Below are 25,316 nucleotides of genomic sequence, written 5' to 3'. Positions count from 1 at the left end.
CACGCTGAACGTGTTGTTGTCCGCGGATTATACAAGAAAACAGCCCCGCATCATGCTTCATGCGAGGCTGTTTCTCTTCCTTTCTATCGCCGTTCGCGACTATGGAGCCACCGACAGAGCAGTAAATTTCACATTCAAAATGCCCATCGAGCCCGGCGTATCGAAGCGGATCGTATGCCAGCCCGGCTCCAGCGTGACGGAGCCCAGATCGGCGACTGACGTGCGCAGCCCGGTCGAGACGAGGCTTTCCGCCGCGAGCGGCTGTCCGTCGATCGAAACCGAATAGGCGATGCTGCCGTTCAACCGCTCGAGGGCGACGTCGTACTCCCCTTCCGACGTTCGCGGCAAGTAGAACGCATATTCGATATACCGGCTGAACGACACCTGGCCATAAATCGAGTTCGAGTACGTCGAGTAGGTCACGGTCGGCGCAAGGTGCTTGAAATGCATCGTTACGGCGTCGCCGACGCTATCCGTCCTCCAGCCCGGAGAAGCGTACGCTTGCGCGGCGGGGGCCGCCGGAAGCTCCATTGCAGCGGAGGCCGCATTCGGGAACGGGAAGTACAACTGCGCCGGGAAGCTCAGCAGATTCGACGCGTTCACGTTCAAATCGATCAGCATCGGCGGAGCCATCGCCTCGGCGATTTCCAGCTTGCCCCCGCTGCCCCCGTTCAAGTAAAAGGCGGCGCCGGCGTTCGGCATCGTATCTGCATTACGGTCGAAGCCCGATCCGGTCGTTGCGGTATACACAACCCGGTATATATCTCCCTTCTGAAGCATCCAGGGCAGCACGATGCCGTCATTCGCCATACTGTCGGGCGTTACCGCGTAGACGACGTCCCGGCCAGGATCGACCGTCCAATCCGATTCCGTGGCGGAAGGCGGCACGACTTTGGAAATACGCACGTTCAGCGACTGCGGTACGACCATGTTCGATCCGAGCTTATCGAACCATTTCACGTTCGTATACGGCCCGTCGCCGATAGCCTGCAAGTAAGTGGCGATCGTAAACTGCGAATTCGGCGCCGGCGTACCGTCGAATGCCTTCAGCGCCTTGATGTAGCGGTCGCCTTGGTACCAGAGCGCGGAGTCGACCGTCGTATCGAGCGCTTCCTTCCATACCGCCTCCTCCGCCCCGATATCCACCCCGGCCTGCTTCAAATAGGCGAAAGCGTGCATCGCGTCCCATACCATCATCGTCTCGTGGCTTTGATCGAGCACGGCGCGGGTCTTATTCAACGGGTTTTCCGCCGAATCGTAATAGAAGGCTCCGTCGTATTCGTACTCGCGGGCGAGATACCAGAGGAGGCCTCGGGCCAGCTCGAGCATTTTCGGATCGTTGCGCAGATAGCCGACCTTGGCGAATACATGCGCTTTCGCCGCATTAATATTGTCTGTGCCGTCGCCGAGCGGATTTCGTGCATCGTTGGGAATACCCGTTGTCGACGGTCCGTACCCGAACCAATAATAGGCCCGGTTTTTGTATACACCGTAATTGAAGCCGTTGCACGGGATTTGGTTGTAGGCGAATTCGTACACGGCATTCAGCACGCCTGCGGCATCATCCGCATAAGGGTACAGATGCAGCATTCGGCCTCCGATCTGGGCGTTGACATGGCCGTCCGGCGAATGCTTCGGATACGTGTAGCCGTATACGTTCGTCCAGTTGTAGTTGAATTTGTAGTCCCAGCCCCCGCGGAATTGGACATTCCGTCCCGTATCGAGCAGCCGCTGCCACTCGTCCGGGTAATGGATGCGCACGAACGGGTTATCCCCGTCCGACTTGTATTGGGAGTAGTGGCTGAACTGCATCAGTTCTTCCGCACGATCGAGGAAAGGCTGTTCTCCGGTCAACGTGTATAAAGTCGCATATGTCCCGACGGACGACTGGTTGCCGCCGGCGTAATATTCCCGGTTCGGACCGTCGGGCGAAGCCGTTACGTTATACGGCAAATCCCCCGCTCTTACTGTCGAAGGCGCCCCCGTCGCGGCGGATACGCCGACCGTATGTTCCAGATACGGGATTCTCGCCTGCGACATTTTATTGTTTAACGGCGTGTAGTAATTCAAATAGTAGTAACCGTCGAGACCGAAGAAATGGCGCCTCAACAGCTCCGACTCCCATACCGGAGCGGTCATGGTTTGCCGCGCCGCAGCCGGAATTTTCGACCAGAAGACGTCCGGCTCGATTTCGTTGGACCAATCGTATGCCATAGCCAGATCGGTGGCGGGCGTTCCGTCGACTTTGTACAAATCCGACCACGGCTCGACTTGGATGCCGTCCCACATGACGCTGGACACCCCGCCGCGTCCGACGAGCCGGATTTCCAGCTTCGCCGCGCCGGCGGGCTTCAGCAATACTTGCGTCAGTCGGTGCCATTCGCCGTCCCGCTTCAATACGGGCGCTTCGAACGAGGACAGCGGCAGCTGTCCCGAAGCGAACGGCGGATTATCGGCCGCCGTCACTTGAATCGGCTGTCCGTTCGCATCGAGCCAGGTCAGGCGGATGAACGATTCGGCGCCCGTACCCGTCTGCTGCACCTTGTACAGCGCGTTTATTTTGAATCGCCTATGTCCGTCTGGCTGAGCAACAAACGACTGTCCGACGCTCCATTCGTCCTGCGCCCCGTACGTCTCGATCGTGACCGCGCCGTTCAGGTCGAATCCCCCGGCGGTTACCCGAACGGCTGACCCTCCGGTCGTTCCGGGTCCGGACGCCACGCTCCAATCGCTTCCGGAGAGCGGGCTCTCGAAGCTGCCGTTGGCGACAAGATTCGGAATCGTCCGGAACGAAGCCTCGTCGATCCAGACGCGCCCGTGCGAGACAGTCGCTTCGAACGCAGCCGTCACCGCATTCGCAGGCGCGGTCCCATCCAGCTCCGCCAGCGTGGCGAACCGGTCGTGCTCTTCGTCGAACAGGTCCGCGCTCACCGTTCGCAGCGTCTGCCCCGCCGCATCCTTGAACAGCACGCGCAGCTGCGCCGTTCCAACGACAAACTCCGTGCGGTATGTAAATGTCGCGCGATACGGCTGCCCACCGGTAACTGGCAGAGCTCCCTGCATGACGGCGGCGCTGTCGCCCGACTGCAGAGCGGCCAGCTCCGCAGCGTTGCTCTTCAGTCGGTAGCCGGCCTGGTTGGACAGAAGCACCTGTCCCCCGCCTGTCACTGCCGTCGTCCATCCGTTCAATTGTCCGGACGTCCACGTATCGAAACCGGCGTTGCCGAGCAAATTCGGGCCTTCGCCGATCTCGGGCGTGCTGCCGATCACTTCGGCGTACGAAGCATGATCCACGATCAACTCCGCTCCTCTCTGCATCAGAAATTCATAGGTGACCGACACCGCATCGGCCGGCGCCGCGAAGCTCTTCTCGAACAGCGTGAAATTCGCCACCTCGGCTGTCGGCAGCTTCTCCACCGTCGTCGGCGTAATCGCCGTGCCGTCGCTCTTTCTATACGTCAGTTTGAAATACACGTACGCCGTCGCCGGCGAGAGCGGTTTTTTATAGTAGAACGATACCCGGTATTCCTTGCCGCCCGTCACCGCAATACCGCCCTGCCGCAAAGAAGCCGAGTCTCCCGTCGCCGCTGGTGCCTTGAGCCTGGCCGAACTTGCCCCGTCCTGCACGTTCCCGGACGACGTCTCCTGGCTTAGCGTTCCTCCGGCCGCCAGCACTTTCGTCCAGCTTGTCGGCGTTCCACCGCTCCACGTCTCGAAGCTTCCGTTCTGCAGCAGGTTCGGGCCATACGAACTCTCCCCGGTTGCTCCCGCACGTTCAGCCGGACCGAACACCGGAAGCAAGGTCAATATGAAAGCGATTACAATTGTGAGACTGACATTCCTTCTGATCCACAGCCTCATCCATCATGCACCTCCTATTATTTATTTGCAACAAGAATGGAAAAAATAATACCTGTACTTTCCTTGTTCCATTCTTGTATTCATATTGTAATCCAATATGTTCTTATATACAATACAATTACTGGTAACCGCAAACAAAAAAAGCGTCTCAGAAAGGATTCCGATGAAACGCAAAACCGACTTCCTCTACATGAAGCTCGCCGGCATTATCCGCGAACAAATTCATTCCGGCGTCCTCAAGCCGGGAGATTTTCTGCTATCCGAGAATGAGCTCGCCCTCCGTTACGGATTAAGCCGGATTTCCGTGCGCAAATCGTTGAACACGCTTGTCGACGAAGGACTGGTCCTGAAGAAGCCCGGTCTCGGCAGCGTCGTGGCCGCCCATCTCCCCCGCGAGGAGCGCCGGCGCAAAACGCTCCGGATCGTCACCACCTCGCCGTCCAACTATGCGGACTACGCGCTCGGCATGACGATCGAAGCTTTCGAGAAGGAGCACCCCCATACCGATGTAAAGGTGCTGCAGCTATCCGCGGTCGATTTCTGGAAGTCCGTGCATACTTTGCAGGAAACCGGGCCTTACCCGGATATCTTGCTCGTGACCGACCGGCAATTCCGGGAACTGGAGCGTAAAGAAGAATATATGGACTTGGACGAGCGCATCGAGCATACGAAGCGAATGTTTTACCCGAAGCTGCTCGGCGGCTTTGAAGGGACGTCCGGGCTGCAGGCGCTGCCGGTAACGTTCTCTCCGGTATTCATCGCATACAACCCGGCGTTGCTGGGCAGGCTTGGCATCCCTCTCCCCGATCCGCACCAGTACGGCAACGGAAACGAAACGTTTGCCCCGCTTCTCGGACTGTCCGAGGATAGGAACGGCGACGGCATTCCGGACCTGTATGCGCTATCGTTGTCGCATACGTACAACCGCTGGCCGGTTATCGCCCTGCAAAACGGAGTCGATTTCAACCGGCTGACCGAACATGCCGATGCGCTTCGAACAACGCTGAACCTGCTCCACGACATGCTGTACCGCAAGCGCACGGCTATTCTGTACACCCGCAACAAAAACAGCCGCAATATCGAGCCGTTCGCGACGGAAAATGCCGCGATGATGCTTACGACCGCCATGGAGCTGGCCGCGCTCAAGGAAGAATCGCTTCCCTTCGAGCCGCAAGCCGCCCCGATCCGCTTCGGTCCCGAACGGGCCACTCTGCTCGTCGCCAATGCGATCATGGTGCCCGTTGCCTGCCCCGAGCCGGAGCTGGCCGCTGCCTTTTGCAAAATCGCGGTTCGCAGCGACATCCAGGACAGGATCGGCAGAACCTCGGGATTTTTGTCGGTGCTTCGCGGCATTAATGAATCGGTGTGGGACAAGGCGCACTTGCAGGCAATCCGGCTCGGAGACGCCCGTCTCGACCGGTGCCTGTTCGTCCACGAGGCGTTTCCGGACAGCGCCTTTATCAGCGAAATGGATTACGAGCTCGGACTGTTCTGGGCCGGACTGGAGACGGCCGACGCCGCGGCGGAAAGGCTGCTGCGCATTCGGAGCCGTGAGGGGGAATGAGGGGCGGGCTCACGGCAACCGACAAGTGGAGGACAACTTGCCAGTCGCCGGCCGCCTGCATGAGCCGGCTTAGACTACGCGGTCCGGCCGAGCACCTCTTTTTAATCGGGGAGGAGGACGATGCGGTCGACCGACCGCCTCTAGGTTAGTCATGCTGAGTCAAGCATCAAAAACAGTCGTTTCATAGGATTCCCCTCTTTCCGTCAGGACTACCCGGTCTGGTCCGGGATCAAAACAATATGATCAACAATAAGCACATAATCCTTGCTGCTTTCACTCTTTCCTGAAACCTCGATTGTAAAATCGATTATTCCGGCCTCCTCAATAACCAGGCTTCCAAGGTCCAGAACTTCAAAATAAGTTTGGGCAAGAGCCATATCCTGCTCGCCCCCTTGTTTTTTCCCGTTGACATAGAGCTGAAATCTACATTGGTTAATGGCTCTAATTGTACCGATCCGCACCAAGTAGTTTCCACACTTCTCTATATTCAGTTTGTAAGTCATACAATCGTTCACGGCACTAAATCTAATGACATCTACGGCTCTCCACTGGGCTCCGGCTTGATCTCTTTGTTGAACTCTATTCCTTCGTGTGCCTTCCGACAGATGCGTGTCCAACTCTTCGGCTTTATAATAGTGCAAAGGCGGTTTTCGCCGACCAAATATTTCAATTTCCCAAATCGTATATTTGTTTTCATACGCGGATTCAAGCATTTCAATTTTTAAGTATCGGCCCGAGAATTCGATATTATGTATATCTTCAATCCCGGCTTTCCCGTGCTCCGATAAATAAACCGCATTCCACTGGTCCCCATTTTCAGAACACATCATTTTGTATTTCCTGGCATACAAGCTTCCCCAATGTATGCGGACATGACGTACTTTCTTTAATTCTCCCATATCTATCTTAACGAACTGGAACTCCTGTTCATCACTGACCCAAGGAGTAGTCTGATCCCCATCGACAATGTTGTATTTCCCCAATAATATTTGCTCTCTTTCAGATGATGTCTCTACAGGCTTGTAAAGAGCAAAATTACGACTTTCGGATACGTCTTCCTCTCTAGTGGCGACGGATAAGGCGACTGGCTTTGAACAGTTGCCGAATGCGTCTTTAGATACTAAATTAAAATTATACTTTGTGTCGGGCATTAAGTTACCGACAATATGACTATTGCGATTGGTCACAGCAATTAGGCTCTCGTCTTGATACAATTCGTATCCGTCCGCCCGCATTTCGGCATTCGCATCTTCCCAACATAAGAACGCACTCGTATCTGTCATAGCGGTACATTTAAAAGCATGCGGCGGATCTATATACAGAGGTCGTACGCTTGAATTGTACAAGCCGCTATCAGAATCGGTCAAATATCTACGTATCGTCTGATACAGCATAAGATCCATCTGTCTGATCTTCTTGCAACGCTCGATAAGGCTTCCTATCTTATCGGGTTGGGGCCATTTCGCTTTCACCAGATATAACATATTTCTAAGAATGGCCATTTGCATGATATACTCTTCCAAAAGATTATGGGCGGCTACGGATGAATGGTATTTCTCCCAATAGATCTGGAACAACGACCTCGTTCCATGAAGATAGGAAAAAGCTTCAATCCACTCGTTCAGCTGGTCGGATGTTTCCAAGTTCCCTTCCAAAAAGCCGACAAAAGCGTCAAACAGCAGGAGATCCAATTCCATACCGCAAAATAAATGATGAAACTTCGAATGCAAATTACGTAAACTTTCTTGATCCAATTTGAAAGAACTATAGTCAAAAACAGTTATATATTTTTTGAAATCCGGCAAACTATCGTACGCGGCGCACAAAATATCCATATCATAATAATAAGGGTTCTTTGCAGGGGGATCGGTTACAGCAAACAAGCCTTGTTCCCTATCGAATCCTTCCAGTATGATGGAGTGCGTGCTCCTTCCGCCACGATGGGGAATATATGCATTTGTTATAAAAATAAATACGGATCTTTCTCTTTCCATATTGCTGACCACAGTAGAGTAAGCATCTCCGAACGATACAAATTTCGTATCATACTGTAAAATACCTAGCGTTGCAAAGTCTTCCTTATTGCATAGCTTATTAGAAATGTTATATCTGGATTTTTTCTTTACTACGGCCTCTTCGTATACTTTTCTGGTGTTGTCGTACGCGGCGAAAAATAAAGGCTCTACGTCTAATCCTCTACGATTGAAATAATTTAAAGTTTGGCTTTTTCGACAAAACAGACCTGTCGACTCAACAATTCTGAAAATTTTCTGGTCATACACTATCGTTTCCCCTCCTTGCTACAACAAATCGCGAAATAAATTAATTTTTAAATGAAATAGGATTGAATGCCAGAAAAGCATTCATCATACTTTGTACTTTCCTTCTATCGGAGCCATAGAATAAAACAAACATTCGATAATTGGTTTTCCCTCCTTCTTTATTTGTAGCAAATGTATACACCAAAAAATAATTACTAGAATCGGGCTCCAGATGTAAATTGAGACACTCGTAAATTTCATTAAAACTGAATTCTTCAATTAGGCAAAACCTGAGAAATCTGCTCATTAAAATGGGATGTTCCTTGTTCAGTCTTTCTATAAGGGGGAGTAAATAAGTGACTTGAGTGAATCTTGCATTAATTTCAATGATGGGATAAAGAACCCCTGCTTGATCCACAATAGAGTCCACACCCAGAACTCCTTGTACCCCCATATCTTTCAGCAGGTGTCCCAGCCTCAGCATTTCATTTCGATATTTTTGGACTAACAAACGATTGTACTGCGGTGTGAAATCGGAACCCATGTAAACTGCGTTCTCGTCGATATGTTGCTCCGTTACTGCGAGCAAGTGAACGTTCCCATCTTCAATTAATAATTGAGCATTCAAAGAACGTTCGATCGTATACCAGCCTTCAATTACAAGTTCCGTAAACGTATGGATCCTTCGTTTTATGAAAGCAACAAACCGATTGAATTCTTCTTTATTATGGATTATTTTCAATCCTTTTCCAGAAGATCCGTAAGGGATTTTTATGACCGTCTTCTCGAAACCTTGGAGTGTTAACGATCGATAAGCGTCTATTAATTGTTCCAAACCACCACAAAAGTATCCCTTTGTGGTGGTAAACCCGTTCTCCTGCGCAAACTTGCGCACAGCAAGCTTGTTATTCAAAAATTTCACCAGCGCGGGATTGCTTCCGTAAACGGAACAGCCATCATCTTGGAGACATGGAAGAAATTCCTCTGTCACCATGTAAGGCACGATCATAGCGCTACGATCCATTTGCTCGCTTCGGTACCAAGAATGAAAATCAGATATGATCTGGATATTTGGAAGCTGAATGCCTTGCTTTTGCAAATACAACCAAAAGTCAAGATCGGGTTGATGCCTGAACAGTACAGTGTCATTGGCTCTAGTCAAATAAATCATCTGCTGTTCCTGCTGCAAAATCAAATGAAGCTGAGATGTATCTGTCACCGAAGGAAAAAACTTCGATTCATTCCAAGTTTGTTCATGATTTAAATTGCAATACCAATATATTTTTTTGTCATGCCAGTTCCAATGCGACAATGGGTTAGTGATCATGAAATTACCCCAGCTTCCCTTGAACACGGGCTACTATTTTACTTATCGTCGAAAAATTTTCGGTGAGCAGCTCATCTTCATCGAATACTATATGGTACATTTCTTCAAGATCTACTATTAAGTTAACAGACTTGATAGAATCCAAACCGAGTGACGTTAATTCTTCCTCCCAAGCTATGTTGTGATCCGTTTCTAGAATCTCATTTACTTTCGCCGTTATGTCCGAAACCATAGTTACTGTCGAAGTCGTTTGCATTTGAATCAAGCCCCCTTTTCCCATTGCGGTTGCACGTTCTGTAATGATTCATACACGCCCCGTTGTGCCAGCAGTTGTTCATGCGTACCTTGTTCGGCAATTTTCCCGCTATCCATGACATAGATTACATCCGCATTTTGGATCGTGGAGAGCCGGTGGGCAATGACGATCGTCGTTCGCTCTTTCCGGCATGCATCCAATCTGGCCATCACGTTCCGCTCCGTCTCCAAATCAAGAGCCGAGGTTGCCTCATCCAGAATCAGAATATCCGGCTGCCTTGCAATGGCACGCGCCAGAGCAATTCGCTGGCGTTGCCCTCCGGACAAAGTTATGCCCCGTTCCCCAAGCACCGTGTCGTAGCCCAGCGGCAGTGCCTCGATCCAGTCGTCGATGCAGGCGACCCGGCACGCCTCCTTCATCTGCGACTCGTCCATTTGCTCGTCTCCCATCAACAAGTTGGCGCGGATCGTATCCGGAAACAGATACGGCTCCTGAAAAACAATAGCGACCCGTTCCGTCCACTGCTGTCGGTGGATGTTATGCAGCGGAAAACCATCGACCGAAATCGCCCCGCTGTCCGGCTCGCGGAAACGGATCAACAGCTGGGCGATCGTCGATTTGCCTCCGCCGCTGCTCCCCACGAAAGCAATTTTTCGTTGAAGCGGCAAGGTCATGGTCAAATGATCCAGCACAAGCGGCGTTTCTTCCGAATAACGGAAGCATACCTTTTGAAAGGCGATTTGCCGGATACGCCCCGGAAGCCGCTCCGTCCCTTCGGAAATTTGCGCCCGATCCAGCACTTCCCGCAACCGCTCCACGGAAGCCATACGACCGGTAAGACCCGTAATAAACTGATAAATGCCATATACGGATTCCATCAACTGCGTCGAGAACTGATACACCACGACAAACAAGCCCAAGGTTAGATTCCCGCGCATCACTTCATAACCCCCGTACCCGAGGACAAACAGCCGGACTCCCCAGCGAAGCGGGTCGCTCCACAGCAGGTGTCGGTTCACGAGCTTGCCTTCTTTCATCACCTTTTCGAAAAAAACGGCAAACCATTCCCCGTAGCGCCGCTTCTCCCAGGACACCCGGTCGAACGCAATCACTTCGCGGGTCGAGGCAACCCCCTCCTCGAAATAAACAACAAGGTCGGAGCGTCCGCTTTGCACTTCTTTGGACGCCGCTTTGAGACGAGGACCGAAATACTTGCCCAATGGAATATAAAGCGCGCCGACGGCCAATACACTGATCAAAATGACAGGGCTGGCATAAGCGACGACAACGATCAGCATCGCGGCGCCGATCACTTGCTGAACGCCGTTGGACAACGAGCCCGAATAAATGCTTGCCACGGATTGAATGTCGCCCGTGACGTGGTTGACCAGTTTACCGGTACGCTCATTTTGCAGCGTATCGGCCGGCAGCCGGTGAACGGTCTGCAGGAAAGTCTCCGTCAGCGAGCGGGACAGCCGGTACGAATGCTTCGTTAAAGTTAAATCGCCCATGGCATGAAAAGCATTATAGGCGACAATCGCAAGCGCGAAGCCGAACATGACCGGCCACAGCAGACCATAGTTTTGACCCAGAAAAATATCGTCGATAATCCACTTCTGCACCCCGGTCAGCGCCAAATTCGCCACCGTTTTGCCGGCAACCAGCAGCAGGCCGAGCAAAAGCCCGCCCCGGATTGCCCGGGAAACGGAAATCAACCATCCGATATTGGTCATTCGCCCGTCTGCCGGGACAACGTCCGTGCTTGCATTCCGCTTCCCCTTCATCCAGCTTCACCCGCCATGTTTGCATCAGCCGTTTCGCCCTCGGCCAGTCGGTAAAACATGCCTTTCCTTTCCAGCAATTGCCGGTAAGTGCCTTCTTCCACATTGCGCCCCCCGTCCATTACAACGATTCGATCATAATCGCGCACCGTCGACAAACGATGGGCAACGGCAATCGTCGTCCGCCCTTCCAGCAAAGCATCCAGCGCTTTCTGCACCTCAATCTCGCTCGTATTGTCCAGCGCCGACGTTGCCTCATCCAGCAGCACGATGGACGGATTTTTCACAAACATGCGGGCAATCGCGATGCGCTGCTTTTGTCCGCCGGAAAGCTTGATACCCCGCTCGCCAACCAACGTATCGTAGCCCTGCGGCATCTGCACGATAAAGTCATGGGCATAAGCCGCTTGCGCCGCCGCCATCACCTGCTCGTCACTGGCCTCCGGGCGGCCGAAGCGGATATTTTCCATCACCGAAGTACCGTAGAGATACGTTTCTTGAAACACAAATCCGATAGCCCCGCGAAGCTGGGAGAACGAAAGCTCGGGCAAGGGAGCCCCGTCCAGCAAAATCTCCCCCTGCTGCGGGTCGTAAAACCGCCCCACCAGCTTCAGCAAAGTCGATTTCCCATTGCCGCTTGTCCCGACTAAGGCCACTTTTTCCCCCGAACGAATATGGAGCTCGAACCCCCTAATGACAGCCGGAAACTGCGGATAGCCGAAATACACATCGCGAAAGCGGATTTCCCCCCGAATGGCGGGAAGTACGACAGGCCGTGCCGGCTCCGCCGCCTCGGGCTCCTCGTGCATGAACCGATACAGCTTTTCCGCTTGATGCAGCAGCAACCGTTGCTCGGTAGTCATCGTTACAATACGGGTCAAATCTCCCATAATCAGAAAATAATAAGAGGCAAACGCCACAAATTCCCCTACGCTCATTTCTCCGTTCCGAACCAAGTGCACCCCGTACACAAACAGAAAAAGCGCGCCGAAGTAGGTCGTCACCCTTCGCACAGTCCCTCTAAGATAGGCGTTCAAATATTGCGCCAGCAGCACCTCATGAAAACTCGTAAACTTGGCGAGGAGACGGCGCAAATCCCATTGCTGGGCACCGAAAGCCCGAAGCTCGAGAATCGCGGAAAAGCTGTCATACAATTTTTTGTTGGCTTCCGTTCGTTTTTGCTGTGCTTCTCTGCCGATCAATGCCGCCTTCTTCTCGAAATACGGTCCTATCATATAGTACGACAGGAAAAAGGGCACAATTGAAATAGTTAGAATAAAATGGATTTGAGCGGCAAACACGAAGGCAATGCCAAAGGTCAAACTCCCCTGAATGATCGTAGGAAAATATCTCCTATAGATTTGCTGCACGGCCGCGACTTCCGTGTTGAACAGCGCCAATGTTTCTCCCGTCGGATGTTGCTCGTAATAGGAAAAGCCCAAGCGCCGCAACTGGGCAAGCAGGCCGAGCTGAAGATCCCGAGCCGTCTTTTCCTGAAATATTCTTTGCAATACATTGCGAAAAGCTTTTACTATGAACAGCATAATAAAACAGAGGCATAGCACCGACAATAGCTGCGCAAACAATGGGATGTTTCTGCCAGGCAACACTTGATCGATGAAAAATTGAATGAATTTCGGAATCGACAGCTCGATAACGGAAGCTACTACCCCGCATCCAATAAATAGAGCAACATGCCACTTATATCGGCCCAAATAAGCAATAACCCACCCATAGACGCTCAGCATCCCGGAACCCGCCCCGTTTAGCGCCGCCGTTTGACGTTTACTCGATGACATTGGCTCTCCTTCGTTTTATGCAATTTACAAACGACAAAAATTTTCAAGCAGTAAAAGGCCTGTTTCTCCGCTTTTCTCGGGATGGAATTGTACCCCGATAATATGGTCCTCTTTGGCGATTACGCTCGAAAACGAGCCATCGTAAATGGTTGTTCCAATTGTATGTTCCGAATCGTTTGTAAACACACGATAAGAATGAACAAAATAAAAATTGGACTTATCCGGAATGCCATCAAAGATTCTATGTTTTTTTTCCTGCTTTACTTCATTCCAACCCATGTGTGGAACTCTGAGGCTTTGGTCAAAAGGTACTACCCCGCCACTCACAATCCCTAAACAAGTGGCATCATTTTCTTTGCTATAGTCTAGAAGCAACTGCATCCCCAAACAAATTCCCAGAAAGGGTATTTCTTTTACGATTTCGTTTATAGCTCTGCTTAGCCCCCGATGGTCCAAAATATCCATAGTTCTTTTTGCATTCCCTACACCCGGAAGGATTACTTTATCGATTTGCGTAAAATCTTCGGGATATGAAACTATTTTTGCTTGTTTTCCTAGTTTTTCGATTGATTTTTGCACGCTGAAGAGATTACCCGCACCATAATCTATAATTCCTATCATACAAAAATTCCTCCAATAAAATTCTGCTATATTACTTTGCTTTTAACTCCTTCAGAATAGAGATGTATTTTAAAGACTCATCTTTTTTAATATCTTTCAACGCCTCTTTTCTATCGAAATTAAACATACGCTCAAAAAATGGCTGTTGCCATACGTGCTGATGCTCTTCCTCGAATGCAAACATATTAAGGTATTCCTGATCGGGCGGGCAAATACTGTTCATAAAAGATCTGGGAACTAGTTCGCCAAATATTTGCTCCGTATAATAAATAGCGTAATAAACGATGGGGTTGATTCGAAATTCCACCAATTGTTCGGCAAAAACTCCCCAATTTATTTCATGAATATTCCGACGTATGAATTCATTTAAATCCACGAATTTTATTAGCTCAATGTCTTTCCCCCTTGAAATACTTTGTATCATTGTTGCATCCTGATAGAGGTGCGATGCTAATTGCATTAGATTGTATTCCGGCTTTAGAGAGTAGCATTCAATATTCCCGTTAATAGTTATTTTTTTTGCTGATTTAAACAGTTCCGCGATAGGGAAATTTGCTCTCATTCTTTTGGCTCGGCTAAAAATATCGAAATGAACGTCGACCTCGACAAATTTGCAAAAACTCTCGTTTTTTTCCAATATAAAAGGCATTAGCTCATGGGTAGACATTCGCTGAAAAGCTTTTTGTTTTCTAGTGGCCGGTTCCAGCTTTCTAGTCTCCCAGTTGATCTGGCCTTGAATAAATCCGTGCTTTTCAAAAATTTTCTCGGTAACCGTCAAAGCATCTTCACTTACAAGTAAATCGACATCGTTACTATGTCGCAATCCAAAATCATCGTATAAGGTATGATTTAATAAAGCGCCTTTTAATAGGATGCATGTTACGTCTATTTCAGACAATTCGCTTAATACGGGATAAATATGACGATAAATCATTTCATTACGTATCCGATTCCCTGCAAGGTAGGTGTTGAGAATATTTTTCCATTTGCCTTCAACATTGAATATATTTTTCTCTATAACATTTCTATACATAATCATGGTAACTTTATGCATAACCGCGAGATGAATCATTCTCCCCCAATCAACTGCTCCTTCACTCATTAAGCGGCGGCATTCTTCTACTTCTTCGTCTGTCATGTCTAGCTTTATTAGTTTGAGAATCAGTCTCTCTTCTAAAGCCAACTCGATTTCCATCTTTTATCTTCCTTTCACTATATTTACATAGTTTAACAGATCGGGCAACTCCATTTCCTGCAAAGAATTTAATTGCAAGTCCACATTTTGAAAAGTAAATCTTCTCGTCATTTCATTTGGAACAATAATACAATATATGTCGGCGTCCTTCGCTGCCCTTGCTCCTGCAGGTGAATCTTCAATGGCTATAACATCGAATGGTTCCAGATTCATCAACGACACGGCTTTCAAGTATAAGTCCGGATGGGGCTTGACGTTAACTACATCTTCTGAACTCACAATATAGGCGAAATAGTCAATGATATTAAATTTGCCTAGCAGTTCTACTATTCTTTTTCGTGGTGAACTGGAGGCGATACTTACCGGGATGTTCATCCTTTTCGCGGATTGTAGACATGATAGCACTCCGGGCAGCAGCCTTTCATTTGCCATACATTGCTCATACTTGGCCTTTTTATACTTCTTAAGATCATTTTTATTTAGATTGTTTTGCGTACAGCTTATAAGATATTCATAGGGATCGAAATTATTTTTATGTCCGCCGACCCTCCTCGCCCACATGTCAAGCGGCAATACGGCCCCATATTCTTCATATATTTGACACATAACTTTATAATCGATCGTTTCCGTATCGAGGATTACACCATCAAAATCGAATATGATGCCCTTGGTCATAAAATGGCCTTCTCTGTCGGCTTCAAGTTCTTTAATATGAATAAATTAGTCCGGATCTCGTCAAGCCTCCTTTTTATATGAGCCTTTCTCATCGTTACGACTTTTTTAATGACTTTATTATTCAAATCTTTCGTTACCAAATTATTCACATTCAGATCCCAGTCTAAATAACTTAAAATTTTAACCGTTCTGGCTATGTAGCACTGTAATTGAAATTTGTCATAATTTAGCTGGTAAGCTGGATTCTTTATTCTATGTTTATAGTAAAAATTTGCCGACCTCCTCCAGTCCGAAAAGGTGATTAGATCAAACACGGGATTCCCGTAGGCACCTTTTCCCCAATCTATAACACTATATCCGTGCCCCTCCTGATTGATCAGCATATTACCACTCCATAAATCAAAATGAATGAGACTGAAGCAATTTGTAGTTTGTAATGCATAAAAATATTTTGATATTTCATACATACTTTCCATAATAATCGCTTTCATTTCGTTATCGAATAAAATTTCGGCGTGTTTACCGTTAAGGACCGTTGTTAATATGAGTTGGAGATCCTCCAGCTCTTCATAGTACGTTTTCTCGGTGTGTATTCCAACAAAAGGAATCGACTCTATTTTACCAATAGTCGCGTTATGTACATAACAAATCGTATTCAGCACCGAGACGGGAATTACCGAATTCTTTTTGATTGGATCGCCAGTACTTTCCATAATCATTTGTTTATCATCAACATAATACAAAAATGGAATTCCTGGAACTTTTATTTTATCGAGATATTCCGAAATTTGCATCTCTTTATATGAACCTTTTTTATATACTACATTTCTTTTTGTTGTTCCTTGCAATAGACCGTATCTTATTACTAGCTTATTGGGTTGATCTATTAAAACCTCGGTACAAGTAATCGCACTGTCCGGAAACACATCATTTATCAATTCGATAGACAAGCTAGAACACTCCTAGGAAAGCTACTCCTCTATTTCAATGCAACTGTCGAGTAATCTAGTAGCTTACGATAATTTTCGACTACTTTATAAAATGCGTTCATGTACTGTTCCATGATTGATTTTGATTCTGGTCCCGTTGGAATAGATAAAGTTAGCAATTTTGTAATCAGTTTTTCGGAATTCGGGAAATCTCCATCCCCGTACACCCTCCAGTTTTCGGGAGTATTGGGATAAAGCCTATTGTTTCTTGTTCTATATAGTTCAAGTTGATGTATCATTTTGAAAGTCGGCTTATGTATTTCAACGCCTTCGGACTTCAACGCATCTATAAACAACTCCATGCTCAAGCCCTCTAATTCATCCGGATTATACTCCGGCTTGTATCCATAGTAGGAATGTCTTGTCACGTATTCTTTAATCAGTGGCGGATTTATTCCGGGCAAAGTTCTTAGTATTTCATTCAATGAATGAAACATCTCCACCCGTCTGCCAACTTCATCGTCAAGCGCTAAAAAATATTCTCGGGCTATAACAGCAGCCAACGGATGGATTCGATTTTTCAGACCATAGCCTGTCTCGGCAAATTGCTTGTAGAACTTACTTTTGATAGTCGTGTGGCTGCGTCCTCTGTAGTGCCCCAATAAACATGCACGTTCGTACAATTCCCTGTGAGGAGTAAGCAAAACCCCGCCTTCCCCGGCGCATACAAGTTTATTGGCTTGAAGGCTAAAGCAGCTAATGTCTCCGAACGTTCCGACCTTCTGATGGTTATACTCCGATCCGTGCGCATGAGAGCAGTCTTCAATCAAATACAAACCGTGTCTGTCCGCAACGAGTCTAATCCGTTCCAGATCGACCGGATGACCCCAATTATGCACAACGACAATTGCACGGGTTCGCGGAGTAATTAATTGCTCGATAGAAGCCGCATCGATGTTCATAGAGTCGGGCTCGGTGTCGCATAATACTGGAACCGCTCCTCGATTAATTACAGAAGTTATGCAAGCATGGAATGCGTAAGTCGGGGCGATGACCTCGTCACCAGGACCGATGCCTATTGCCATAAATGCCGAAAATAAAGCGTTGCTTCCCGAGTTGGTCAGAAGCGCATACGGGAGACCGTAATATTCTTCAAAACTTGTTTCCAGATCATTAACCACGCCAGTCTTATCACTAATGGATAGCGGGCTTCCATCCTCCAAATATTTCTGGACAGCACGAATTACTTCGGGTAGAACAATTGGCCAATTACTGTGCGGTTGAGTAACTGTAACTTCGGGTTTTCCTCCGAAAAAAGCTAACATTAGACTCTCCCCTTTCCCCTACGAGAGAGTAATGAAAAAACGGCATTTACTACAGCTTCAGTATCAGGCCCGCCGGTAATTTTATAAGCAGGAATTTTTTTAACCTTTTCCTGCAATTCAGCAACGGAATTATTCCATACATCTGTGTGAGGAGTCGGAAGTTTCATCCAATTCGGATAAAATGTAAGTTCTTTCAAAATATTTGAATTTATCATTTCGGCCGACTGTTCCCCATTGATCTCTTCTACGGATACATGCTTGGCATCCGGATTAAGACTGGGATAAATAATCAGATTTAGCCCGCTCCGATGTCCCAGGTTGGTATTGCAGGAAGCAGCTACCTCCATCGGCGTTAGCCAAAGTTTTTGGGGCCAGTTCCATTGTTTACTCCGTTCCAGATTCTCTACTTCTTTAAAGGGGCCTTCAGGCTCCGTTATCAACTCTTGATCGAACAGCCATCGAGCCGTTCCACCCGCGCGATCATGCAGATCCGGCAACATTTGCTCTTTGAATTTTGGCATATTATGAATCGCACCCGGCCCAATTCCAAGTACAGTAGGCCACACATAAAGATTGACTCCCGTTTCATCCGCACGTGCCAAAATCCGGTCATTTCCTAGATAGCTAGCCAATCTTCCTTTTTGTAACAATGAGGCCACCAGCAGAGTCGTTTTCCCGCTTCCTTTATCGCCCACAAAAATAATACCTTGACCGCCATAAGAAAAGCTTGAACAATGTAACGGAATACACCGTCCCATCAATTCACTAGTTATCGTTTGCCGAACTGCTTTATAGGTATCCACAAACAGTGAACGTTCATCAGAATTTATAAGAATGACTTTACGTTCCTTATGGTTAACAAAAATAAAGCTTTTTGATCGATGGTTCCGAATCCCGAGCCAAGAAGAAATATGTATTGTGGAGCCCGGATCCCCATACTCCAGATTTTTTTGTTCGGCTCCTTGAAATAGCACCTCAAAATCCATTGAACACGATGTGAGCGCTATAAATTCCCAATTGTATAAATTAGGCGTATTCGTAAGTTCATAGTGCAAATAAGCCCTCGTATGCGCCAGAACTTCGAGAGAATCGCTCTTCAGATGAACGGAAGTGTCTTCATTGGAAATCCTAAATTGAAATGGATACGTATCCACTAGCAAGTGAGAAAAAAAATCAAGCTCAAGTTTCATATAAATCTCTCCCGAACATAAATTTTCCAATTAATAGTCTACTTTCTCCCTATACCCATCTATTTTTGGGAGCGATGAGTCCAAGTGCCTTTTTCGCCAATATTTCCTTCATCAGATCGTCATTCGGTTGATGAAAAGTAGCGGCTCTAACATCCCTATACAGTCTCTCCAAAACACTTCCTCTTGACATGGATCTCATGCCTTCAATCTGCATAGCTTGCCATACGATCTCATTGGCGGTCCGACCAACAAAAAATTTGGTTACAAGCGCCCGTTGAAACAAATCGTCCGTGTATTTACCATTAAAAGTTTCATAATCCGCCTGTTTGACAAACATTTTCAACTGACTATGGGCTGTATCATATTTGATTTTCAGTTCGGAAAAGGCATATTGTATGTTAGGTAAAAAAGCGAGCGTTTTCTTCGAAACATAATCTTTTTTATGTTTAATAATAGTAGTTATGTAATCCATGGAAGCTTTGGCAATACCCAAATAAACCGAAGATATAGCCATCCTTGACCAAAACACCAAATTGGAAGTATTCTCGACTCCAAATCCCTCATGGCCAATTAATCTGTCCTTACTCACAAAAACATCGTTAAGTAAGACATCATGACCTGCAGATGCTCTTAAAGATGCGTTATCCCAAGAGCTGGTTATGGTTACACCGGGGTCGTCCCTTCGTAAAAACAATGCCGAAATACCAAACCTGCTTTTATCAATGCCCACTTGATTCCCATAAATCGGAATGTACGAAAATCTGTCAATGCCCGAAGAACATCTCTTGACTCCGTTCACTAAATACCCTTCATCCACTTTTTTTATTGCTATTCCCGTGCTCTGGGTGAAATCCTGGTTCGCTTGAACAATCGTCACGTTCGGTTGATTAAAGGATGTGAAGTAATGTCCGTTATTACGTATGTCCGAATAAATTTTGCTTTTTTGTTGCGGGGAGAGCACTTTGTTTAATCCGGCAATGGTGTAGTAATGCATTGCCAAACATAAGGCCGTAGAAGGACAACCTGAAGCGAGACGCACCAGCAATTCACTAGTCTCTTCAAAACCTAATTCCATTCCGCCGTAATCCGAGTCTATAGTGACTGTATGTAGAGCGTTATTGGTTACCAAATCTATGTTTTCATGTGGAAATAAACCTGATTGATCATAATAACCGGCTTTATCGCTAAATGCTTTCTGTAAATCATTTATTTTGCCATTCAAACTATAAGAAAGCTCGTCACTTGTAACTGGTATAGTACTCATCCCCCTTTTTTTACAATATAAAGTAAAAAAATTAATATTTTCATGGAAGGTACTATATCACAGACCTCATTGCAACACTATCATTTATGTAAATTCAGATAATATCTGTAAATACCGATTATATGTATTATATAGGATATACATCAAAAACTAACTTGAATTTCCTTTTTTTCATGGTAAAATTTATATTAAAATTGTGTGAAACCGTCCTCATTACATCGCGAATATGGTGATACCGTGTTTGTAAAAATTTGTTCGATCCATACAAACGAAATCATTACCTCGGGGAGCTCGACTCATTGGAATGTCCAAGCAGAGTACTACGCTTATATCGAAATATTTGGATCCCTGCATTTACAGGGGCATAAAACCGGTCAGCGACTACAACATGGAGATGTACTGATAGGCAGGAAATTCCGTCTCGTCAACACAACCGCCCATCCTGTTACGGTACGAGGAATTATTTTTCAATGGGGAGCCGCTTCAGAGGAATGGGAGCGATCTTTAATCGTGCACAGCCAGAACTCGTTTGCCATCCAAGCCACATCCATAGTCGCCCCTTTATTCGCGGAAAATAGAATTTCTACGGAAGTATTGCCGGAAACAGAAAGGCAACTTTATTCGTTGCTTCAATCCTTGCATGTAGAGAAAGAGAATGTTTTGACACCGGCCAAACGACCAATAGGTAAAATCGACTCCAGACTTATTACGGTGAACCGCTATATCCGCAATAATTATATGCGCCCCCTTACTTTGCAGTATTTGGCGGATTTGGTTCGAAGTAATCCAGTCTATTTATGCAACTCCTACTCAAAAGTATTTCGGGTTTCCCCGATCAAGTATTTACAAAACTTAAAAATGGCAAAGGCACAAGAATGGCTTGTTTCCACCGACTTTACTATCGGTGTAATCGCAGAACAACTTGGTTATATTTCCCAATCGCAATTCGGAGATTTGTTTAAACGTTATTTTGGAATAACTCCGACCCAGTACCGCAGAAATAAAGGAATAAACGGATATGGAAATAGCATCGGCGAGTTCGGGGAGGTGAATTGTGAATTTAAACATTGAACAGCTAGTCAAAAAAAAACTCAAGAACACTCTCGGCGAGAAATTCGCTCCTTTATCTTATTCGGAAGATTTGTACGCATGGGGCTTCGATTCCTTTAAAATTGTTAAACTCATTGTCGAATTGGAAGAAGTGTTTAACATCGCATTTGATGAGGAAGAGCTGTTGTTCGAAAATTTCGCCACTCCCGGTCATATCATTGCTCATGTTAAAAGAAAACTTGTGCTGCTTTAGTCGGTTCACCTTTTATTGGGTTAATCATTAAAACCGAACGAGCCGAGTACCGACCCAACAGCACCACGAATGATGGGCGGCCTCAAGATCAAAATCGTAGGAGGAAATTTCTTGTTAAAAAAAAGGATTATTCCGGCAATAGATGTCCTGAACGATAGCGCAGTAAAGTATGTTAAATTTAGAAACCCTACTATTGTTGGCGATCCGGCCGAATTAGGCCAACAATACGCGGAAGCCGGGGCGGACGAAATCATATATCTGGATACTACTGCCTCGCTGACAAACGATAACGTAAAATATGAATGGATACGACGTGCAGCCGAAAATGTCTTTGTTCCCTTCTCTGTCATTGGCGGTGTAAGAACTGTCGAAGATTTCAAAAAAGTGTTGAGATGCGGAGCAGATAAGGTAGGTATTAATTCCGCAGCGGTCAAAAGACCGGAACTGATCACCGAAGCCGCCGAAATTTTCGGCAAGCAGTGTGTTGTATTAGGCCTCGATGCCAAAGCGGTATACAACGAAAACAAAGAACTTGTACGTTATGAAGTTTATACGCACTCCGCGCATCAAAGCACGGGACTTGATGTAGTCGAATGGGCACAAATGGCCGAACAATTGGGAGTCGGAGAAATAATATGCACCAGTATAGACAAAGATGGAACCAAGGATGGCTATGATATTGGATTATTAAGTTTATTGTCCCAGTCCGTAAACGTACCTATAATCGCCTCTGGGGGCGCCGGCAAGCTTTCCGATATAGGCGAAGTGTTTGAAAAAGCAAATGTCGATGCAGCGCTGGTGGCTTCCTTGTTACATTACAAAGAATGTACGATTGATGATATAAAACAATACCTTAAAGAACAAGGAATTCACGTAAGATATTAAAAAGGATTATAGCTGTTTGAGTTTGTCTGAAAAAGACGGTGAGCCACCGAATCAGGTCGACTGCCCACCGCCCGTTCCGCCGGAAAACTGAAGCGTCCGTTGCCGATCATCTGATCCAGGCAAGCGGACGCTTCATAGACAAGCTTCTCCGGATCCCTCGGAGCCGACGGACCTTCGAGCGCCGTAAACGCTTATTCGCACAGCATGTCCGCGACTTCCCCGGCCGCATTTCCACCAATCAGCCCGACTTGAAACGGTTGCCGTCCGCTGCTCCCAGGCTTCAAGTCCCCCTCGCAGCCCTGCAGATAAACCGCGATCGCCTCCGGTCACGCCTCCTCCAGCCGCGTGCAGGCACTGCCGTAAAATTGGGGGGACAACAAGTAAGCGTCAGGAACCAATCGGTCCGGCCCTTGCGAAAAAGGAGCCGGCCTGGCCTCCGTCACCCCAGCCCCAAAGCCTTCCGCAAATACATTCCCGTATACGAAGCATCGACGGCCGCGACCGTCTCCGGCGTTCCTTCCGCCACGAGCGAGCCTCCCGCGTCGCCCCCTTCGGGACCGATATCGACGACCCAATCCGCTTCGCGGATGACATCGAGATTATGCTCGACGACAATGACGGTATTGCCGGCCTCGACCAATTTGTTCAATAGAACGAGCAGCTGCCGGGTATCGCCCGGATGCAGGCCGGTCGAAGGCTCGTCCAGCAAATAGAGCGTATGGTTCTTTGTTTTGCCGCTCAGCTCCTTGGCGAGCTTGATCCGCTGGCCCTCTCCGCCCGATAATGTCCGGACGGACTGCCCCCATTGCAAATAACCGAGCCCGACCTCGCACAGCAGCCGGATCGATCCGGCCATTTTCTCCTGGTCTTCGAGCAACGGCAAGCTCTCTTGAACCGTCATATCCAGCAGGTCGGATATCGTATAGCCTTTGTACGTAATCCGCAAAATCTCGTCCTGGAACCGTCTGCCGCGGCAAACCGGACAGCGAACCTCGAGATCGGGGAGAAAATGCATGTTCATCGATACGACGCCGAGTCCTTGGCAGGATTCGCACCTCCCGCCCGGCGTGTTGAACGAGAAGTGCTTCGAGGTCAGCTTGGCCCGTTTCGCTTCCGGCAAGCCCGCGAACAGGTTCCGCATCAAAGTGAACACATCGGTGTAGGTCGCGACGTTCGACCGGCTCATTCTCCCGATCGGAGACTGGTCGACCGTAATCATGCTGCCGATGGCGTCCAGCCCGGCAATGCTCTCGCAGCCTCTCCGCCGCTGCTCCTCCGTGCCGCCGGCGGCCAACAAATCGAACAACAGAGTCGATTTCCCCGAGCCCGAGACTCCGGTAACCGAGATGAGACAACCGAGCGGAAAAGAAACCGTAATATGCTTCAAATTGCGTTCGTAGGCATTCCGGACCGTCAGGAACTTTCCGTTGCCGGGCCTTCTTCTCCTCGTTTCCGCGAAGCTTTCCTCGTCCCGCAAGTAAGCGCCGGTGACCGATTCCGGGCTGCGGATCAAATCTTCCAAGCTTCCTTCCCCGACTACGCGCCCTCCGAAGCTGCCGGCGCCCGGCCCCATATCGATAACATGATCGGCTGCGCGCATCATCTCGACATCGTGCTCGATGACAAGGACCGTGTTGCCCAGATCGCGCAGTTGCTTCAACACCCCGATCAAGCCTGCCGTGTCTCTCGGATGGAGACCGGCCGTCGGTTCGTCGAGAATATATAGAACGCCCGTCAGACCGGAGCCGAGAATAGAGGCGAGCCTCAGGCGCTGAGCCTCTCCGCCGGACAGCGTGACCGCCTGCCGGTTCAACGACAAATAGCCGAGTCCGACACCGGTAATCCGTTTCATCCGGACGATCAGGTCGTGCAGCAGCGCCTCCACAACGTGCCTGTCCTCCGGGCTTAAGCTGTCCATCAGCCGGTTCATCCAGGCCAGCGCCTCTTCCAGCGACCGTTCGGACACTTCGGCGATCGAAGCTCCGTCCACCTTGACGAGCAGGCTTTCCTTCTTCAGCCGGGCCCCGCTGCAAGCGGTACACGTCTCTTCATGGAACAGCGCCGCTTCGCCCGACTCCCCTTCCTTCTCCCTGTATCGTCTCCATATTCCCGTCACGACGCCCTCGTATTTGCCTTGCGTAACCGACTTGGGCGGCTTGACGTCCGGGAAATGGCGGACGAATGCCTCGCTCTCGACGCCGTAGTACAACAAATCGCGTTGGATCGGGTCGTAATCTTTCAAAGGCCGGTCGGGATCGAACACGAAACCGTAATGCTTCGCAGCCGCTTTCAAAATGTTGATCTGGTACTGGGCCAGTGCGTCGAACCAAAACGTGACGCCGCCTTCGTTCAAGCTTTTTTGCCCGTCAAATACGGCGTCGAGATCGAGCTCGGCTACAGCGCCCAGCCCGGCGCACGTCTCGCATGCTCCCTCCGGCTTGTTGAACGAGAAATGGCTACGCTCCAATTTTTGTATCGTTTCATGGCAATGCGGACATTCGATATAGCTCTGGAAACCGTCCTGCTCGTCGTCGCCTACTCGCGGAGGCTCGGTATCGTTCGCGAGCGACGGCACGATCGTCTTGCCGCAAGCCGGACACGGCCGTTCGCCCAGCTTCTCGTAGATGACGCGCAAATACGTATAAATGTCCGTCACGGTCCCGACCGTCGATCTCGGATTCCGGTTCGTGACATGCTGTCCCACGCTAATCGAAGGGGAAAGGCCGACGATCGAGTCCACCTTCGGCTTGCTGACCGAATCCGCCACCATCCCCATCGATTCCATATACTGTCGCTGGCATTCCCGCTGCAGCGTATCCATGGCGAGCGTAGATTTTCCGGACCCGGAAGGGCCGGTCAACACTACCAGCTTATGCTTCGGAATTTCGAGCGAAACCTGCTTCAAATTGTTCTCCCGGGCGCCTTTGATTGCGATCGTATCGTTCAGTTTACATCCTCCGTTCAAATGGATTTGGTTTGACAATATTAGATTACAACATTGGTGCAAGTGGTAAGGTTGCAATGACATATTCTTCGTATAGCTGCTAATACCGAAAACAAACCTTTTCATGCAAATTTAA

At 48.4% G+C, this 25,316-nt stretch carries 18 protein-coding genes; 4 read left to right on the top strand and 14 right to left on the bottom strand.

The window, feature by feature from the left end; all coding sequences use genetic code 11:
- Positions 1-99: 99 nt before the first annotated feature.
- Positions 100-3,861, bottom strand: coding sequence for a carbohydrate binding domain-containing protein (locus FE784_RS20625; protein WP_139604121.1), 3,762 nt, complete (start codon positions 3,859-3,861; stop codon positions 100-102).
- A gap of 163 nt (positions 3,862-4,024) precedes the next feature.
- On the opposite strand from FE784_RS20625, the gene FE784_RS20620 reads away from it, so the two are divergent.
- Positions 4,025-5,425, top strand: a complete 1,401-nt coding sequence (locus FE784_RS20620) for an extracellular solute-binding protein (protein ID WP_176706393.1) — start codon at positions 4,025-4,027, stop codon at positions 5,423-5,425.
- A 209-nt stretch (positions 5,426-5,634) separates the two neighbouring features.
- Here FE784_RS20620 and FE784_RS20615 read toward each other — a convergent pair whose 3' ends face one another.
- From FE784_RS20615 to FE784_RS20560, 12 genes are read right to left on the bottom strand one after another with little or no spacing between them, the layout of a single operon-like run.
- A complete protein-coding gene (locus FE784_RS20615; protein WP_139604119.1) occupies positions 5,635-7,707 on the bottom strand; it encodes a discoidin domain-containing protein in 2,073 nt (690 codons plus the stop codon).
- Between the two features lie 40 nt (positions 7,708-7,747).
- Positions 7,748-9,013 carry an ATP-grasp domain-containing protein gene (locus tag FE784_RS20610; protein ID WP_139604118.1) on the bottom strand — a complete coding sequence of 422 codons (1,266 nt, stop codon included), beginning with the start codon at positions 9,011-9,013 and terminating at the stop codon, positions 7,748-7,750.
- Between the two features lie 4 nt (positions 9,014-9,017).
- Positions 9,018-9,269 carry an acyl carrier protein gene (locus FE784_RS20605; RefSeq protein WP_139604117.1) on the bottom strand — a complete coding sequence of 84 codons (252 nt, stop codon included), beginning with the start codon at positions 9,267-9,269 and terminating at the stop codon, positions 9,018-9,020.
- Between the two features lie 5 nt (positions 9,270-9,274).
- Positions 9,275-11,053: an ABC transporter ATP-binding protein gene (locus tag FE784_RS20600; protein WP_139604116.1), complete on the bottom strand. Its 1,779-nt coding sequence runs from the start codon at positions 11,051-11,053 to the stop codon at positions 9,275-9,277.
- Complete coding sequence (locus FE784_RS20595; RefSeq protein ID WP_139604115.1) at positions 11,050-12,849, bottom strand: ABC transporter ATP-binding protein; 1,800 nt, start codon at positions 12,847-12,849, stop codon at positions 11,050-11,052. Before FE784_RS20595 ends, FE784_RS20600 begins: the two co-directional genes overlap by 4 nt.
- A 24-nt stretch (positions 12,850-12,873) precedes the next feature.
- Positions 12,874-13,470: an imidazole glycerol phosphate synthase subunit HisH gene (gene hisH / locus FE784_RS20590; RefSeq protein ID WP_139604114.1), complete on the bottom strand. Its 597-nt coding sequence runs from the start codon at positions 13,468-13,470 to the stop codon at positions 12,874-12,876.
- Between the two features lie 31 nt (positions 13,471-13,501).
- A complete protein-coding gene (locus tag FE784_RS20585; RefSeq protein WP_139604113.1) occupies positions 13,502-14,665 on the bottom strand; it encodes a nucleotidyltransferase domain-containing protein in 1,164 nt (387 codons plus the stop codon).
- Positions 14,666-14,668: 3 nt separating this feature from the next.
- Positions 14,669-15,340, bottom strand: a complete 672-nt coding sequence (locus FE784_RS20580; protein ID WP_139604112.1) for an HAD family hydrolase — start codon at positions 15,338-15,340, stop codon at positions 14,669-14,671.
- Positions 15,337-16,290 carry a phosphotransferase gene (locus FE784_RS20575; RefSeq protein ID WP_139604111.1) on the bottom strand — a complete coding sequence of 318 codons (954 nt, stop codon included), beginning with the start codon at positions 16,288-16,290 and terminating at the stop codon, positions 15,337-15,339. Before FE784_RS20575 ends, FE784_RS20580 begins: the two co-directional genes overlap by 4 nt.
- Before the next feature lie 29 nt (positions 16,291-16,319).
- Positions 16,320-17,594, bottom strand: coding sequence for a DegT/DnrJ/EryC1/StrS family aminotransferase (locus FE784_RS20570; protein ID WP_139604110.1), 1,275 nt, complete (start codon positions 17,592-17,594; stop codon positions 16,320-16,322).
- Positions 17,594-18,784 (bottom strand): hypothetical protein, encoded by a 1,191-nt coding sequence (locus tag FE784_RS20565; protein WP_139604109.1) that lies wholly within the window; start codon positions 18,782-18,784, stop codon positions 17,594-17,596. The genes FE784_RS20570 and FE784_RS20565 overlap by 1 nt, the downstream gene beginning before the upstream one ends.
- A 49-nt stretch (positions 18,785-18,833) precedes the next feature.
- The gene (locus FE784_RS20560) at positions 18,834-20,006 is read right to left on the bottom strand and encodes an acyl-CoA dehydrogenase family protein (RefSeq protein ID WP_218103795.1); all 1,173 of its coding nucleotides are present in this window, start codon (positions 20,004-20,006) and stop codon (positions 18,834-18,836) included.
- A gap of 279 nt (positions 20,007-20,285) precedes the next feature.
- Here FE784_RS20560 and FE784_RS20555 point away from each other — a divergent pair, with 279 nt between their 5' ends.
- From FE784_RS20555 to hisF, 3 genes are all read left to right on the top strand, one after another.
- Entirely contained in the window at positions 20,286-21,119 is an 834-nt protein-coding gene (locus tag FE784_RS20555; RefSeq protein ID WP_139604107.1) for a helix-turn-helix domain-containing protein, read from the top strand.
- Positions 21,103-21,351, top strand: a complete 249-nt coding sequence (locus FE784_RS20550; protein ID WP_176706392.1) for an acyl carrier protein — start codon at positions 21,103-21,105, stop codon at positions 21,349-21,351. The genes FE784_RS20555 and FE784_RS20550 overlap by 17 nt, the downstream gene beginning before the upstream one ends.
- Positions 21,352-21,462: 111 nt before the next feature.
- Positions 21,463-22,236: an imidazole glycerol phosphate synthase subunit HisF gene (gene hisF, locus FE784_RS20545; protein WP_139604105.1), complete on the top strand. Its 774-nt coding sequence runs from the start codon at positions 21,463-21,465 to the stop codon at positions 22,234-22,236.
- Between the two features lie 439 nt (positions 22,237-22,675).
- Here the strand turns inward: hisF and uvrA are convergent, their stop codons facing one another.
- The gene (uvrA, locus tag FE784_RS20540) at positions 22,676-25,183 is read right to left on the bottom strand and encodes an excinuclease ABC subunit UvrA (protein WP_139604161.1); all 2,508 of its coding nucleotides are present in this window, start codon (positions 25,181-25,183) and stop codon (positions 22,676-22,678) included.
- Positions 25,184-25,316 lie beyond the last annotated feature (133 nt).

This window comes from Paenibacillus hemerocallicola, from assembly GCF_006265175.1.
GTDB lineage: Bacteria > Bacillota > Bacilli > Paenibacillales > NBRC-103111 > Paenibacillus_AB > Paenibacillus_AB hemerocallicola.
Note: the sequence above shows the minus strand (reverse complement) of the source record. Positions and strands in the feature narration are given on the sequence as shown.

Coding starts and splice junctions, on each gene's coding strand:
- FE784_RS20625 (WP_139604121.1), bottom strand. CDS start 3,861: ATGAGGCTGTGGATCAGAAGGAATGTCAGTCTCACAATTGTAATCGCT.
- FE784_RS20620 (WP_176706393.1), top strand. CDS start 4,025: ATGAAACGCAAAACCGACTTCCTCTACATGAAGCTCGCCGGCATTATC.
- FE784_RS20610 (WP_139604118.1), bottom strand. CDS start 9,013: ATGATCACTAACCCATTGTCGCATTGGAACTGGCATGACAAAAAAATA.
- FE784_RS20605 (WP_139604117.1), bottom strand. CDS start 9,269: ATGCAAACGACTTCGACAGTAACTATGGTTTCGGACATAACGGCGAAA.
- FE784_RS20600 (WP_139604116.1), bottom strand. CDS start 11,053: ATGAAGGGGAAGCGGAATGCAAGCACGGACGTTGTCCCGGCAGACGGG.
- FE784_RS20595 (WP_139604115.1), bottom strand. CDS start 12,849: ATGTCATCGAGTAAACGTCAAACGGCGGCGCTAAACGGGGCGGGTTCC.
- hisH (WP_139604114.1), bottom strand. CDS start 13,470: ATGATAGGAATTATAGATTATGGTGCGGGTAATCTCTTCAGCGTGCAA.
- FE784_RS20585 (WP_139604113.1), bottom strand. CDS start 14,665: ATGGAAATCGAGTTGGCTTTAGAAGAGAGACTGATTCTCAAACTAATA.
- FE784_RS20580 (WP_139604112.1), bottom strand. CDS start 15,340: ATGACCAAGGGCATCATATTCGATTTTGATGGTGTAATCCTCGATACG.
- FE784_RS20570 (WP_139604110.1), bottom strand. CDS start 17,594: ATGTTAGCTTTTTTCGGAGGAAAACCCGAAGTTACAGTTACTCAACCG.
- FE784_RS20565 (WP_139604109.1), bottom strand. CDS start 18,784: ATGAAACTTGAGCTTGATTTTTTTTCTCACTTGCTAGTGGATACGTAT.